The sequence below is a fragment of the Pseudomonas mucidolens genome (assembly GCF_900106045.1).
GTDB classification, from domain to species: Bacteria; Pseudomonadota; Gammaproteobacteria; order Pseudomonadales; family Pseudomonadaceae; genus Aquipseudomonas; species Aquipseudomonas mucidolens.
Window position 1 is genome coordinate 2,942,730 of the sequence record NZ_LT629802.1, and the last position, 13,433, is coordinate 2,956,162.

Genomic DNA, 13,433 nt, shown 5'->3' on the forward strand with positions numbered 1-13,433 from the left:
CGCTCCTTTTTTCTGCGCGCCTTTTACGTTCTGGTTAACTGGTAGACCCGCTCCTCAAGCCGCTGGACGCCGTGCTCTAGGAACTTGGGGCTCGCCTCCAGGATATCTCGCCGCTCCAGCGTCTTCAGGCCCCAGCGTGTGCCCAGCAGCGCTCTCACCTCATCATCGCCCACCGCGAACGGCGGCCCGGCTTTCTGCGCCTGGTCATAATCAAGGGTGATCAACAGGCCACTTCTGCCTTGAACGAGCAATGTATTCAACTGCGCAGCGTATTGTTCGCGCATCGACATCGGCAGGGCAATCAGTGCCGCCCGGTCATACAGCGCGGTACAACCCGCCACATCAGCCGCACTCAATGCAAAGAAATCCCCGCACCACAATTCGATTGCTCCCGCCTGATAGACCTTGAACGCACCCTGCTCACGAAAGGTTGCGCTTAGCCGCTGCTCGCGAAAGAACGCTTCAATTGCCTTTTCCGACAGTTCGACGCCTAAAACCCGATGCCCTTGACCGGCCAGCCACATCAGATCCAGGCTTTTGCCACATAACGGCACCAGTACCTTGGCATCGCACGCAAGCTCAAGGCTTGGCCAGTGTCGTTGCAGGTACGGATTAACCTGCGACAGATGAAAACCGATCTGATTGTGCGCCCAGCGCTCATGCCAAAACGTGAAATCCATGAACCACCCCAAAAATTCGATTAAACCGCGCTAAAACTTATATTAGATTTAGATCAAAGACTTGATTGAAGATGGTCCCATCTTAACCTTGAGGGCCTTGCTCATGCTCCCCAGCCTGTTTATCTCCCACGGCTCGCCGATGCTCGCGTTGCAACCCGGCGCCAGCGGTCCGGCACTCCAGCGCCTGGCGGCCGAGTTGCCCCGGCCGACAGCGATTGTGGTGGTGTCAGCCCACTGGGAAAGCCATGAGCTACTGGTCAGCGGCAGCCCCGCCCCAGAGACCTGGCATGACTTCGGCGGCTTCCCGCGAGAGCTGTTTGCCGTGCAGTATCCGGCCCCCGGCAACCCGGAACTGGCGCAACAGATTGTCGAGTTGCTCGCCGCCAGTGACTTGAATGCGCGTGTCGATAAACTGCGCCCTTTTGACCATGGCACCTGGGTGCCGCTGTCGTTGATGTATCCGAGCGCCGATATTCCGGTGATGCAAGTATCGCTGCCAAGCCAGATGGGCCCGGCCCTGCAAACCCAGATCGGGCATGCATTGGCCGGTTTGCGCGAGCAAGGCGTACTGCTGATCGGGTCTGGCAGCATTACCCATAACCTGGGTGAACTGGATTGGCAGGCCGCACCGGAACGTATCAAGCCCTGGGCACGGGACTTTCGCGACTGGGTGGTGGATAAACTGGCCGCACAAGACGAAGCCGCACTGCACGACTACCGTCGACGGGCACCGCACGCCGTGCGCAACCACCCCAGCGATGAGCATTTGTTGCCGCTGTATTTCGCCAGAGCGGCCGGCGGGGAATTCAGCGTGGCACACCAAGGGTTCACCCTCGGTGCGCTGGGCATGGACATCTACCGATTCGGTTAAATACAGATATTCAGGCATAAAAAATCCCCGAACCAGTCGGGGATTTTTTATCGACGATCAATCAGCGCAAGCGCCGATCAATCTTCGCGATAGCGACGCAGCTTGAGCTGCTTGCCGGCAACGCGGGTGTCCTTCAGCTTGGTCAGCAGTTTTTCCAGACCATCTTCCGGCAGTTCCACCAGCGAGAAGCTGTCACGCACCTGGATGCGACCGATGGCTTCACGTGCCAGACCACCCTCATTGAGGATAGCGCCCAGCAGGTTCTTGGCGGCGATACCATCCCGCGCACCCAGCGCGGTACGGCAACGAGCGCGGCCTTCGGCCAACGGGATCGGCGCACGACGCTCACGATCACCACGGTCCGGACGGTCGCCGGAACGCTCTGGACGATCACCGCGCGGAGCGTTGTTCGGCACCAGTGGACGTTCTTTCTCGATGGCTGCCAAGGTCAGCGCCTGGCCATTGGTCGCCTTGCGCAGCAGCGCTGCAGCCAGGGCACGCGGGGTGCAACCGATATCGGCGGTCAGGCGATCCAGCAGGTCACCGTGAGTCGCTTCAGCATCAGCCACCAGCGGCGACAGGCTGTTGGTCAGTTTCTTGATGCGCGCATCGAGAACGGCCTGGGCATCCGGCAGGCGGACTTCGGCAACTTTCTGCCCGGTCACGCGCTCGATCACTTGCAGCATGCGGCGCTCACGCGGAGTCACCAGCAGCAGTGCACGACCTTCGCGACCCGCACGACCGGTACGGCCGATACGGTGAACGTAGGATTCAGGATCGTACGGCATGTCAACGTTGAACACGTGGGTGATACGTGGAACGTCAAGGCCACGAGCGGCAACGTCGGTCGCCACAACGATGTCCAGACGGCCATCCTTGAGGGAGTCGATCACGCGCTCACGCTGGTTCTGGGCGATATCACCGTTCAGCGCAGCAGCTTTGTAGCCTTTGGCTTCCAGGGCGCTGGCGAGGTCCAGGGTGGCTTGCTTGGTACGCACGAACATGATCAGGGCGTCGAAGTCTTCGACTTCCAGCAGGCTCAATACAGCCGAGGTCTTCTGGTCAGCGTGAACCAACAGGTGAGCCTGTTCGATCGCGGTAACTGTCTGAGTCTTGGTCTGGATCTTCACGTGTTGCGGATCGCGCAGATGGCGTTCGGCAATGGCACGGATCGACTGCGGCAGGGTAGCCGAGAACAATACGGTCTGACGGGTGGGTGGCAGCGCCTTGAAGATGGCTTCCAGGTCATCCATGAAGCCCAGCTTCAACATTTCGTCGGCTTCGTCGAGAACCAGGTGGTTCACGGTCGACAGGACTTTCTCGTCGCGACGCAGGTGGTCGCACAGGCGGCCCGGGGTGGCGACAACGATTTGTGCGCCATTACGGATTGCCTTGAGTTGCGGGCCCATCGGCGCGCCGCCGTAAACGGCCACAACAGTGACGCCTGGCATTTGCTTGGCGTAGGTTTCAAAAGCGGTTGCTACTTGCAGCGCCAACTCTCGGGTTGGCGCCAGGATCAGGGCTTGCGGCTCGCGCTTGGCAGGATCGATGCAGTGCAGGATAGGCAGGGCGAACGCGGCGGTTTTACCGGTACCGGTTTGCGCCTGGCCAATCATGTCTTGGCCGGCCATGATGATCGGGATCGATTGCTGCTGAATGGCCGAAGGTTCTTCGTAGCCAGTCGCTGCGACGGCTGCAAGAATATTCGGATTAAGATTAAAAGCGGCGAAGCCGCCGGTTTCCTGGGTCATGGGTCTGCCTCTAAGTGCATCCGCAAAGACCCATGCTCCAAAGCTGCGCATGCCGTGTTGAGACTCAAGAGTCGCCCTGGCTGCTTTGTCGGCGGGGATTTGCGAAAACGAATGAATGAAAAGATTCGTCAAGGAAGAGTCCGCTGTGCGGACGTGCAGCCGAAGCTGACTTCGGGGAATTGCGCTACCTAAACGCGGCCCGGTTAAAGGCCGGCGCGCACTATACCGGAATTCCGTTAAAAAGGGAGCTTTTTTTATCGCAAAAGCCCATTCAACTGCTCTGTATCACAGGCTTTGCACATCCTTGCAAGGGCATCTATTTTTCAAACGCCCGGCCCTGCTGGCCATGAAGCTTAAACGCTTCACCTTTCTGTGGCGAGGGGGCTTGTCCCCCGTTGGGTTGCGCAGCAGCCCTCAAACCTGTCACCTCGGTCTGGCTGGAGGACCGGGCAGGCCTTTTTGGGGCTGCTGCGCAACCCAACGGGGGACAAGCCCGCTCGCCACAGGGCACAACCATTACCATCCACTCCGATCAAGTCGCCGGACGAACCGCCTTGATCAAGGACTGCAGCGAATACCCCAAGCGCGGTGCCAGGGATTCGGCCCGGGCGCTGAGCCCCGGCAGGTCAAGCGCCTGATCCAGGTCTGCGGGGACGATCAGGATCACATTGCCCTCCTTCACCGGCAGCTCCCAGTAATGCCGGTGATACAACCCACGTAACAACGCCGCGCCCAAGGGTTTGCCGTCATCGGTGGCCCACTGATTGATGATCAGCCAACCACCGGGATTGAGTTTTTTCTGGCAGTTTTCCAGGAAGGTCCAGGCCAGATGGCCTACACCCGGGCCGACGTCGGTATACAGGTCGACGAAAATCAAGTCCGCCGGTTCGGCCGTGTCCAGCAACTCCAGGGCATCGCCAACGCGGATGTACAGGCGTGGATCATCATCCAGCCCCAGATACTCGATGGCCAGGCGCGGCACCTCGGGGCGCAACTCAATGACCTCGACATCTTCCAGCGGCAGGAACTTGAGGCAAGCCTGGGTCAACGTCCCGGCACCCAAACCGAGAAACAACGCACTTTCGGGCTGCTCATGACACAGCGCACCGATCAACATGGCCCGGGTGTAGTCGTACTCCAGCCAGCTTGGGTCCGCGGTGAACACACAGCTTTGCTCGATGGCATCGCCAAATTCGAGAAAACGGTAATCGGCCACTTCCAGCACACGGATCATCCCAAAGTCATCGTGGACCTCGGCCAGCAGGCGCTCGACGCGCTCCTCTGTCATCACTACTCCTAACGTTGCGGCACTGCAAAGGGCCGATTGTCGGCCAACTGGCGACAACAGGTCACGCACTAATTGCTGATAACATTGGCCTCCTACCGTCAATCACTCGAGTTCATGATGAGCCAACCCTGGAGCCCCGACAGCTGGCGCGCCCTGCCGATCCAGCAACAACCCCAGTACCCGGACGCTGCGCACTTGCTGCAAGTGGAACAGAACCTGGCCAGCTACCCGCCGCTGGTGTTTGCCGGAGAGGCTCGCGAATTGCGCCGTCAGTTTGCCGAGGTGACCCAGGGTCGCGCGTTTCTGTTGCAGGGCGGCGACTGCGCTGAAAGTTTCGCCGAGTTCTCTGCGGCAAAGATCCGCGACACCTTCAAGGTGCTGTTGCAAATGGCGATTGTGATGACCTTCGCCGCTGGCTGCCCGGTGGTAAAAGTTGGGCGCATGGCCGGCCAGTTCGCCAAACCGCGTTCGGCCAATGATGAAACCATCAACGGCATCACCCTGCCGGCGTATCGCGGTGACATCGTCAACGGCATCGGTTTTGATCCGAAAAGCCGTGTGCCGGACCCGGACCGTCTGCTGCAGTCGTACCACCAGTCCACCGCCACCTTGAATCTGCTGCGGGCCTTTGCCCAGGGCGGCTTTGCCGACCTGCACCAGGTACATAAGTGGAACCTGGATTTTATTGCCAACTCCGCGCTGGCCGAGAAGTACAGCCGACTGGCGGACCGTATCGACGAAACGCTGGCCTTCATGCGCGCCTGCGGCATGGACACCTCGCCGCAATTGCGTGAGACCAGCTTCTTCACCGCCCACGAAGCACTGCTGCTCAACTACGAACAAGCATTTGTGCGCCGTGACAGCCTGACCAATGATTACTACGACTGCTCGGCACACATGCTGTGGATCGGTGATCGCACGCGCCAGCTCGATGGCGCCCATGTTGAGTTCTTGCGAGGCGTCAACAACCCGATCGGGGTCAAGGTCGGCCCGAGCATGAACCCGGATGACCTGATACGTCTGATCGATACCCTCAATCCGGACAACGACCCCGGCCGCCTGAACCTGATCGCGCGCATGGGGGCCAACAAGGTCGGCGATCATCTGCCTGACTTGATTCGTGCCGTACAACGCGAAGGCAAGCAGGTGCTGTGGAGCTCCGATCCAATGCACGGCAACACGATCAAGGCCAGCAGCGGCTACAAGACCCGAGACTTCGCGCAGATCCTGGGTGAGGTGAAGGAATTCTTCCAGGTCCATGCAGCCGAAGGCACGTATGCCGGCGGGATTCATATCGAAATGACCGGACAAAACGTCACCGAATGCATTGGCGGCGCACGACCGATTACCGAAGACGGGCTTTCGGACCGCTACCACACGCATTGCGATCCACGCATGAATGCCGACCAGTCACTGGAGTTGGCCTTCTTGATTGCCGAGACCTTGAAACAGGTCAGACGCTAAGCAGCAATGCCGCCCGCAGCCGGGCGGCACTGGGCCGCTGGCAATTGAGCTGAATCTGCTCAAGTCCGAGCCAGTCGGCCATCCGCCGCAAGTTCAACGCCAGCGCCTGCATCCCCTCCTCGTCCAGGCCCGGCTGCTCTTCATGCACTGCATGTACCGCCAGGCGCCCCGCCGCCCGTTCGGCCCGCAGGTCGACCCGCGCGGCAATCCGTTCGTTGTGCAGGAACGGCAACACGTAATAGCCGTACACCCGCTTGTCCTGCGGTGTGTAGATCTCCAGTCGGTAACGAAAGTCGAACAGGCGCTCGGTGCGGCTGCGCTCCCAGATCAGCGAATCAAACGGTGAGAGCAAGGCACTGGCCGGCACTTTGCGTGGGACTTTCGGTTCGGGCAGACAATAAGCCGCCTGCTTCCAACCCTGGACGCGGCAAGTGCGCAATTGGCCGTCCTCGACCAATTCAGCCAGGCACCCACGGCTGTCCGCGGGTTCCAGTCGGAAGTAATCGCGCAAGTCCTTTTCGGTGCCGACGCCCAAGGCACTTGCTGCATGCAGCAACAATCGCCGCTGCGCCTCGGCTTCACCCAACGGCGCTTGCTGCAGAATTGCAGCAGGAATAACCCGCTCCGGCAAGTCATAGAGCCGCTCAAAACCACGCCGCCCGGCCACTGTCACCAGGCCTGCGGCGAACAGCCACTCCAGGGCGTGCTTTTCGTCGCTCCAGTCCCACCAAGGCCCGGCGCGCTCCTCGCGGGTCGACAAACTGCCTGCCCCCACCGCGCCCTGCTGCTCGACGATCGCCAGCACCCGACGGATAGTGACCTGCTGCTCACGCCCAAAACGCGCCATCTGCTGATAGATGCCTCGCCCCTCGCGGGCGCGCTGCATACGCCAGCGCATCAGCGGGTAAAGCGCCATCGGCAATAAGGACGCTTCATGCCCCCAATATTCAAACAACGAGCGCCGTCGTCCCTGGCTCCAGGCGGCCTGCTCAAGAATGAGTGGAGAATAATTGCCAAGGCGGGAAAACAGCGGCAGGTAATGCGAACGCACCACTGCGTTGACCGAGTCGATCTGCACGACACCCAGGCGATCAATCAAGCGATTGACCTGCGTGGCCTTGACCAGCGCCGGCGGCTGGCGCCCGTTGAAGCCTTGGGCAGCCAGCGCCAGACGCCGCGCCTGCTTGAGGGACAAAGACAGTTCAGCGGGCATGTGCATCTCCTTTGTATGCTCGCAAACTACCTGACCGCAGGGTCCGTGTGTAGCCCGACTTGCATCATTTGCCCAACGGATCATTCCAGAAATGCCGGTGACGCCCAGGTTCGACATCCGCACGCGTCAACCCGATATCCTTGAGTGACTCATCGGTCAGGCCCGCCAGGAGCTGACGCTCGCGGTGCAAGGCAGACCAGCGGGAAATCCGTTGAAACAGCCCGGAAAACGGCCGCTTCACCATTAACACATAGCCTCTTTGACCTTTCATCATCTCGCCCTCCAGTGGGGATGACTGAAGTCTGTGCCTGGCGCTATGATCAATCCAACGAATGTTTCTTATGCAATACATCTCGGAGATTGATCATTTGCCCAGCTACCCGAGTATCGACACTGAAGTGCTGCGCACCTTCGTCGCCATCGCCGATCAAGGCGGTTTTACCCGCGCCGGCGAGCAGGTCAATCGCACACAGTCGGCGGTGAGCATGCAAATGAAGCGCCTGGAAGAAGACATCTTGCAACGCAAGCTCTTCGCCCGCGATGGCCGCCAGGTCAAGCTCACGCCCGAGGGCCAGGTATTGCTGGGGTATGCGCGGCGCATCCTGAAGTTGCACAGCGAGGTGTTCAATACGTTACGCGAGCCGCACATGGTCGGGCTGGTACGTATCGGGACACCGGATGATTACGTGATGCGCTTTTTGCCGGGCATCCTCAAGCGTTTTTCCAAAGCCTATCCCCTGATCCAGATTGAAATGCACTGCGAGGCGTCAACCATTCTGATGCAGCGCCAGGACCTGGACCTGACCGTGATCAGCCGCGTACAAGGCGATGACATCGGCGAGTTGCTGCGGATTGAACGGTTGGCCTGGGCCGCATCGGCATGCTTCTGCGTGGAAGAGCACGCCACCCTGCCCCTGGCGGTGTCAGGCAGGGACTGTTTTGGCACCCAGTGGGCCTGCGCGGCGCTGGACGCACAGGGCCGTGAATATCGCCTGGCCTATCACAGCTCAAACGGAGCCGCGATCCAGGCGGTGGTCGGCGCCGGCCTGGCGGTGACAGTCAGCATGGAAAGCCTGATAAGCGATGAACTGCGGGTCTTGGGGCCAGCCGAAGGGTTCCCGCCCTTGCCTTCGGCCAACCTGCGCCTGCTGCGCAACCCGCGCACCACTTCGCCGATCACCGAGTGCCTGGCGGACTACATCATCGAAGGCTTCAAACTTTAAACATCAGCATCACCGCGCACACCACCAGGAAGCCGCAGAACAGACCGCGTAACCGCCGTTCGGGCAAGGCATGGGCCACCTTCACTCCCCAACTGATGCTCAGCAGGCCGCCAATGGCGAGGGGCACGCCGATCAGCCAGTCCACTTCATGGTGCCAGGCATAAGTCACCAGCGTGACACCGGTGCTGGGCAACGCCAAGGCCAGGGACAAGCCTTGGGCCACCACTTGGCTGGTGCCGAAAATACTGGTCAGGACCGGCGTCGCGACCACCGCGCCACCCACCCCGAACAAACCGCCCATCGATCCCGATACCGCGCCCAGCACGCCAAGCCAGGGCCAGGAATAACGCATCTGCGTCGACCGCGGCGCATTCTGGGTGAACATGCGCACCAGGTTATAGATCGACAACACCAGCAAAAATGCAATGAAGCCGATACGCATGACCCCGGCATCAATGCCCACCGCCCAGATTGATCCCAGCCAGGCGAAGCAAAAGCCCATCACCCCCAGCGGTAATGCGTGGCGCAGCTCAATGCGATTGCGCTGGTGATAGCGCCACAGCGCAAGCATCACATTCGGCACGACCATTACCAGCGCCGTGCCCTGGGCGATTTGTTGGTCCAAACCAAACACCACCCCCAGGACCGGGATCGCAATCAAGCCGCCGCCAATGCCAAACAAGCCGCCAACCGTGCCCAATGCCAGGCCCAGCACTACATACATCGCCACATCAACCACAACGTCTTACTCCACCGACACAATCGCTGCATGCTACGCCGTCAGGTCTGGCAGGGAAACGCACAGCAGCGCACAATGGCTGTGCCGATTTCGCACAAGCAGTACTGTAATGAACCCTAATACCTTGACCGATCAATTGGGCCTGTTTCTTGATGTCCTGGAGGCTGGGAGCTTTTCCGCCGCGGCCCGCCGCCATCCATTGACCCCTTCGGCTGTAGCCCGGCGCATTGATAACCTGGAAAACTCCGTAGGCAGCCGATTGTTTCTGCGCAACACCCACGCGGTAGTCCCCACGCCTGCCGGCCTGGCGTTTGCCGAACGGGCGCGGCGGATCGTTCGCGAACTGCAACTGGCCCGGGCCGAAGCCGTGTCCTTGAGTCATGCGCCTGAAGGCCTTATACGCGTGGACGCCCCCGCCGCCTTCGGCCGACGGCATCTGGCGCCAGCCATCGCGGACTTTCTCACGGTGTACCCGGGATTGGACGTACATTTGCACCTGATCGATAGCTTCGTCGACATGCAGGGCGAGCACCTGGGAAAGGTCGATCTGGTGCTACGCGCGGGCCATATCGTCGATAGCCGGCTGATCGCTACGCCCTTGGCCAGCATCGTGCGGATCGCCTGTGCCAGCCCGGCGTACCTGAAAAATCGTGGCACGCCGACTCATCCGAGGCAGTTGAATGAGCATGACGGCCTCGATTGGGAGGGCTTGGCCCCGCTATTTGCCTGGCGTTTCGAGCTGGATGGGCGCAAGAACACTTTTCGTCCGCAACGCATACGCATGAGCGCCAATAATGCCGAGGCATTGTTGTCTGGCGCCCTGGCGGGGCTGGGCATCGCACATCTGCCGACATGGCTGGCGAGTGAGTACCTGGTACGCGGCGAATTGGTGCCGTTGTTTTGCGAAAATGGCCTGCCTAATCCCGAAACTGCCGGCATTTATGCGCTGCGCCTGGAACAACAGGCCAATGCGCGCAGTCGCTTGTTGTTGGAATACCTCAAGGCCCGTTTCAGCCCGGTTCCGCCCTGGGATCTGGCGTTGCAAAGCGGCTTGGGCTGATCGTCCGGACAGAATTATCTGGCGCGTTAAAGATTTGCCCGCTAGATTCCAAATCAACTGCGTTTTAAGGCACCGCCATGACCAAGACCTCTGACCCATGCGAATCTCTGTTGCTGGGAAACCAACTGTGTTTTGCCCTGCACTCCACGTCCTTGCTGATGACCAAGGTCTACAAACCCCTGCTCCAAGCCTTGGGCCTGACCTACCCGCAATACCTGGCCATGATGGTGCTGTGGGAAGAGGACGGCCTGACCGTGGGCGAGATCAGCAACCGCCTGCTGACCGATCCAGGTTCCCTCACCCCTTTGCTCAAGCGCCTGGAAGCGGAAGGCCTGCTGAGCCGCACGCGCAGCCGGGAAGATGAACGGGTGGTAGTGGTGCAACTGACCGAAACCGGCCGATCCTTGCGAGACAAAGCCATGGATATTCCTCAATGCATCCTCGGCGCGAGTGGGTTGAACATGGAGCAGTTGCGCAAACTGCAAACCGACTTGCTGGCGTTGCGCGGCAACCTGCAAGGCAGCCTCTAGCCCTGCTGCTGATCAGTTAAACGAGCGCGTGCTTGCTCGCCAGAAACATCAACGAAAACGCGTGCATCCTGGCTAAACGCGGCGCCTTTGAATTCTTCGCGAGCAAGCACGCTCCTACAACAGGCCAACCACGCTTTGATGAGGGAATTTTTTTAAAATTTATCTTGCGCACTAAACATTAGCGCGATACATTTACCTCGCCACTTACTTAGCGCGCTAAATTTTAGCGCAAAAACAGGGAGGAATTACCCATGCAAACGCTCTATACCGCAGTAGCCACCGCCACCGGCGGCCGTGATGGTCGCGCCGTTTCCAGCGACAACGTCCTCGACGTCAAACTTGCTACTCCCAAAGAACTGGGCGGTGCCGGTGGTCAGGCCACCAACCCTGAACAACTGTTTGCCGCCGGTTATTCCGCTTGCTTTATCGGTGCCCTGAAATTCGTCGCCAGCCAGAGCAAACGCAAGATCCCTGACGACGCATCAATCACCGCACATGTCGGCATCGGCCAGATTCCCGGTGGTTTCGGCCTGGATATCGACTTGCACGTCAACCTGCCCGGCTTGACTCAGACCGACGCGCAGAGTCTGGTCGAGGCGGCCCACCAGGTTTGCCCTTACTCCAACGCCACACGTGGCAACGTCGATGTGCGCCTGCACGTAACCGTCTAATCCCAATCCCACACCGGAAAAGATCATGAACACATTTGGCAAAACCCTGACTGGCACTGTGCTCACCCTGTCCATTTCCAGCGCCTTTGCAGCAGGCACGGATGTCGAGCACAACACCCAGGCGTTTCTCGATGCATTGAACAGCGGTACCGGCAAGCCGATTGAACAGCTGGCGCCCGAGCAAGCCCGCGCCGTGCTCAGCGGCGCCCAGGCCGGGGTGAAGCTGACTCTGCCCAAAGCTGACATCAGCCAGAAAACCATCCAAGTCGATGGCCAGCCCCTGGACCTGACGATCGTGCGTCCGGCAGGCGTCAAAGGGGCATTGCCCGTGTTCATGTTCTTCCACGGTGGCGGTTGGGTGCTGGGCGATTTCCCGACGCACGAACGGCTGGTACGCGATCTGGTCGTGGGTTCGGGGGCCGCGGCGGTATTCGTCAACTACACGCCGTCCCCGGAAGCGCGTTATCCCGTTGCCATCAACCAGGCGTACGGCGCCACCCGGTGGGTGGCCGAGCATGGCAAAGAGATTAACGTCGACGGTAAGCGCCTGGCGGTCGCCGGTAACAGCGTTGGCGGTAATATGGCGGCGGTGGTCAGCCTGATGGCCAAGGACAAGGGCACCCCGGCGCTGAAGTTTCAACTGTTGCTATGGCCTGTGACCGACGCCAACTTTGAAACGGCGTCCTACAACCAATATGCCGAAGGCCATTTCCTGAGCAAAAACATGATGAAATGGTTCTGGGACAACTACACCACCGACGCCAAGCAGCGCGCCGAGATTTATGCCTCGCCGCTGCGTGCGACGCCCGCACAACTCAAAGGCCTGCCGCCCGCCCTGGTGCAAACCGCTGGCGCCGACGTATTGCGCGATGAAGGTGAAGCCTATGCCCGCAAACTGGATGAGGCTGGCGTAGCTGTCACGTCGGTGCGCTACAACGGCATGATCCACGACTACGGCTTGCTCAACGTGGTCAGCCAGGTTCCTGCGGTGCGCTCCGCCCTGTCGCAAGCGTCGGAAGAACTCAAGCGACACCTGAAATAGCCACATGCCGCAAAAACCGCGCACAAGAAAAAGCCCGACACACTGGTCGCAATGTTGTTCAGTTAAGCAAGTGAAGCGCCTGTTACCGCTCTTGTGGCGAGGGGGCTTGCCGGAACGCCGTATCGCCCCCGTTGGGCTGCGCAGCAGCCCTCAAACCTGCCACCCCGGTTTGACTAGACGACCGGGGAGGCCTTTTAGGGGCTGCTGCGCAGCCCAACGGGGGACAAGCCCCCTCGCCACAGAAGGGTGTTCGGCACGCGACTTTCTTAACTGAACAGCATTACGACACACTGGTCGGGCTTTCTTTCGTAGCGGTGACGCCGGAATTACTTCTTGGCGCGACCTTTGTACGAACCACCTTCACGGGTGTCGATCTCGATCATGTCGTCGATTTCGACGAAATCGGCCACTTGCAGTTCGGTACCGTTAGCCAGCTTGGCAGCCTTCATCACTTTGCCCGACGTATCGCCGCGAGCGGAACCTTCGGTGTAGGCAACCTTACGCACGATAGTGGTCGGCAGCTCTACGGAAACCAGGCGCTCTTCGAAGAAAACAGCTTCGCAGACGTCGGTCATGCCTTCTTCGATGAATGGCAGAACGGCCTCGAGGTCTTCGGCGTTCAGCTCGTACATGGTGTAGTCGGTGGTGTCCATGAACGTGTAGGTGTCGCCGCTGATGAAGGACAGGGTCGCTTCTTTGCGGTCGAGGATCACGTCGTCCAGTTTGTCATCGGCGCTGTAGACGATTTCGGTCTTGTAACCGGTCAGCAGGTTCTTCAGCTTGGTCTTCATGATTGCGCTGTTACGACCAGACTTGGTGAACTCAGCTTTCTGAACCAGCCAAGGGTCGTTTTCGAGACGGATCACTGTACCGGGTTTCAGTTCTTTACCAGTTTTCATTG

Annotated in this window: 14 protein-coding genes; 7 read left to right on the plus strand and 7 right to left on the minus strand. The window is 59.9% G+C overall.

Annotated elements, in window-relative coordinates:
• Positions 1 to 23: 23 nt before the first annotated feature.
• Complete coding sequence (locus BLU75_RS13540; RefSeq protein ID WP_084378200.1) at positions 24 to 680, minus strand: thiopurine S-methyltransferase; 657 nt, start codon at positions 678 to 680, stop codon at positions 24 to 26.
• A gap of 103 nt (positions 681 to 783) precedes the next feature.
• Here BLU75_RS13540 and BLU75_RS13545 point away from each other — a divergent pair, with 103 nt between their 5' ends.
• Complete coding sequence (locus tag BLU75_RS13545) at positions 784 to 1,551, plus strand: DODA-type extradiol aromatic ring-opening family dioxygenase (protein WP_084378199.1); 768 nt, start codon at positions 784 to 786, stop codon at positions 1,549 to 1,551.
• Positions 1,552 to 1,628: 77 nt separating this feature from the next.
• Here BLU75_RS13545 and BLU75_RS13550 read toward each other — a convergent pair whose 3' ends face one another.
• Both BLU75_RS13550 and BLU75_RS13560 read right to left on the minus strand, forming a co-directional pair.
• The gene (locus tag BLU75_RS13550; RefSeq protein ID WP_084378198.1) at positions 1,629 to 3,302 is read right to left on the minus strand and encodes a DEAD/DEAH box helicase; all 1,674 of its coding nucleotides are present in this window, start codon (positions 3,300 to 3,302) and stop codon (positions 1,629 to 1,631) included.
• A gap of 532 nt (positions 3,303 to 3,834) precedes the next feature.
• Complete coding sequence (locus BLU75_RS13560) at positions 3,835 to 4,590, minus strand: spermidine synthase (protein ID WP_084378197.1); 756 nt, start codon at positions 4,588 to 4,590, stop codon at positions 3,835 to 3,837.
• Positions 4,591 to 4,707: 117 nt separating this feature from the next.
• Here BLU75_RS13560 and BLU75_RS13565 point away from each other — a divergent pair, with 117 nt between their 5' ends.
• Positions 4,708 to 6,054 (plus strand): class II 3-deoxy-7-phosphoheptulonate synthase, encoded by a 1,347-nt coding sequence (locus BLU75_RS13565; RefSeq protein WP_084378196.1) that lies wholly within the window; start codon positions 4,708 to 4,710, stop codon positions 6,052 to 6,054.
• On the opposite strand, the gene BLU75_RS13570 is transcribed toward BLU75_RS13565, so the two are convergent.
• Both BLU75_RS13570 and BLU75_RS13575 read right to left on the minus strand, forming a co-directional pair.
• The gene (locus BLU75_RS13570; RefSeq protein WP_084378195.1) at positions 6,044 to 7,267 is read right to left on the minus strand and encodes a winged helix-turn-helix domain-containing protein; all 1,224 of its coding nucleotides are present in this window, start codon (positions 7,265 to 7,267) and stop codon (positions 6,044 to 6,046) included. The genes BLU75_RS13565 and BLU75_RS13570 overlap by 11 nt on opposite strands.
• A gap of 64 nt (positions 7,268 to 7,331) precedes the next feature.
• The gene (locus BLU75_RS13575; protein ID WP_331717139.1) at positions 7,332 to 7,538 is read right to left on the minus strand and encodes a DUF1127 domain-containing protein; all 207 of its coding nucleotides are present in this window, start codon (positions 7,536 to 7,538) and stop codon (positions 7,332 to 7,334) included.
• 70 nt (positions 7,539 to 7,608) lie between these two features.
• On the opposite strand from BLU75_RS13575, the gene BLU75_RS13580 reads away from it, so the two are divergent.
• On the plus strand, positions 7,609 to 8,490 hold the full coding sequence (locus BLU75_RS13580) for a LysR family transcriptional regulator (RefSeq protein ID WP_084378194.1): 882 nt from the start codon (positions 7,609 to 7,611) through the stop codon (positions 8,488 to 8,490).
• Here BLU75_RS13580 and BLU75_RS13585 read toward each other — a convergent pair.
• Positions 8,480 to 9,229: a sulfite exporter TauE/SafE family protein gene (locus BLU75_RS13585; RefSeq protein ID WP_084378193.1), complete on the minus strand. Its 750-nt coding sequence runs from the start codon at positions 9,227 to 9,229 to the stop codon at positions 8,480 to 8,482. The two genes, BLU75_RS13580 and BLU75_RS13585, sit on opposite strands and share 11 nt — an antisense overlap.
• A 109-nt stretch (positions 9,230 to 9,338) precedes the next feature.
• Between BLU75_RS13585 and BLU75_RS13590 the strand changes: the two genes are divergently transcribed.
• The 4 genes from BLU75_RS13590 to BLU75_RS13605 all read left to right on the plus strand — a co-directional run bounded on the left by BLU75_RS13590 (position 9,339) and on the right by BLU75_RS13605 (position 12,532).
• A complete protein-coding gene (locus tag BLU75_RS13590) occupies positions 9,339 to 10,289 on the plus strand; it encodes a LysR family transcriptional regulator (protein WP_084378192.1) in 951 nt (316 codons plus the stop codon).
• Between the two features lie 77 nt (positions 10,290 to 10,366).
• Positions 10,367 to 10,819: a MarR family winged helix-turn-helix transcriptional regulator gene (locus tag BLU75_RS13595; RefSeq protein ID WP_084378191.1), complete on the plus strand. Its 453-nt coding sequence runs from the start codon at positions 10,367 to 10,369 to the stop codon at positions 10,817 to 10,819.
• 251 nt (positions 10,820 to 11,070) lie between these two features.
• A complete protein-coding gene (locus BLU75_RS13600) occupies positions 11,071 to 11,490 on the plus strand; it encodes an organic hydroperoxide resistance protein (RefSeq protein ID WP_084378190.1) in 420 nt (139 codons plus the stop codon).
• Between the two features lie 25 nt (positions 11,491 to 11,515).
• The gene (locus BLU75_RS13605) at positions 11,516 to 12,532 is read left to right on the plus strand and encodes an alpha/beta hydrolase (RefSeq protein ID WP_084378189.1); all 1,017 of its coding nucleotides are present in this window, start codon (positions 11,516 to 11,518) and stop codon (positions 12,530 to 12,532) included.
• 326 nt (positions 12,533 to 12,858) lie between these two features.
• On the opposite strand, the gene BLU75_RS13610 is transcribed toward BLU75_RS13605, so the two are convergent.
• Positions 12,859 to 13,431, minus strand: a complete 573-nt coding sequence (locus tag BLU75_RS13610) for an elongation factor P (RefSeq protein ID WP_084378188.1) — start codon at positions 13,429 to 13,431, stop codon at positions 12,859 to 12,861.
• Positions 13,432 to 13,433: the final 2 nt, after the last annotated feature.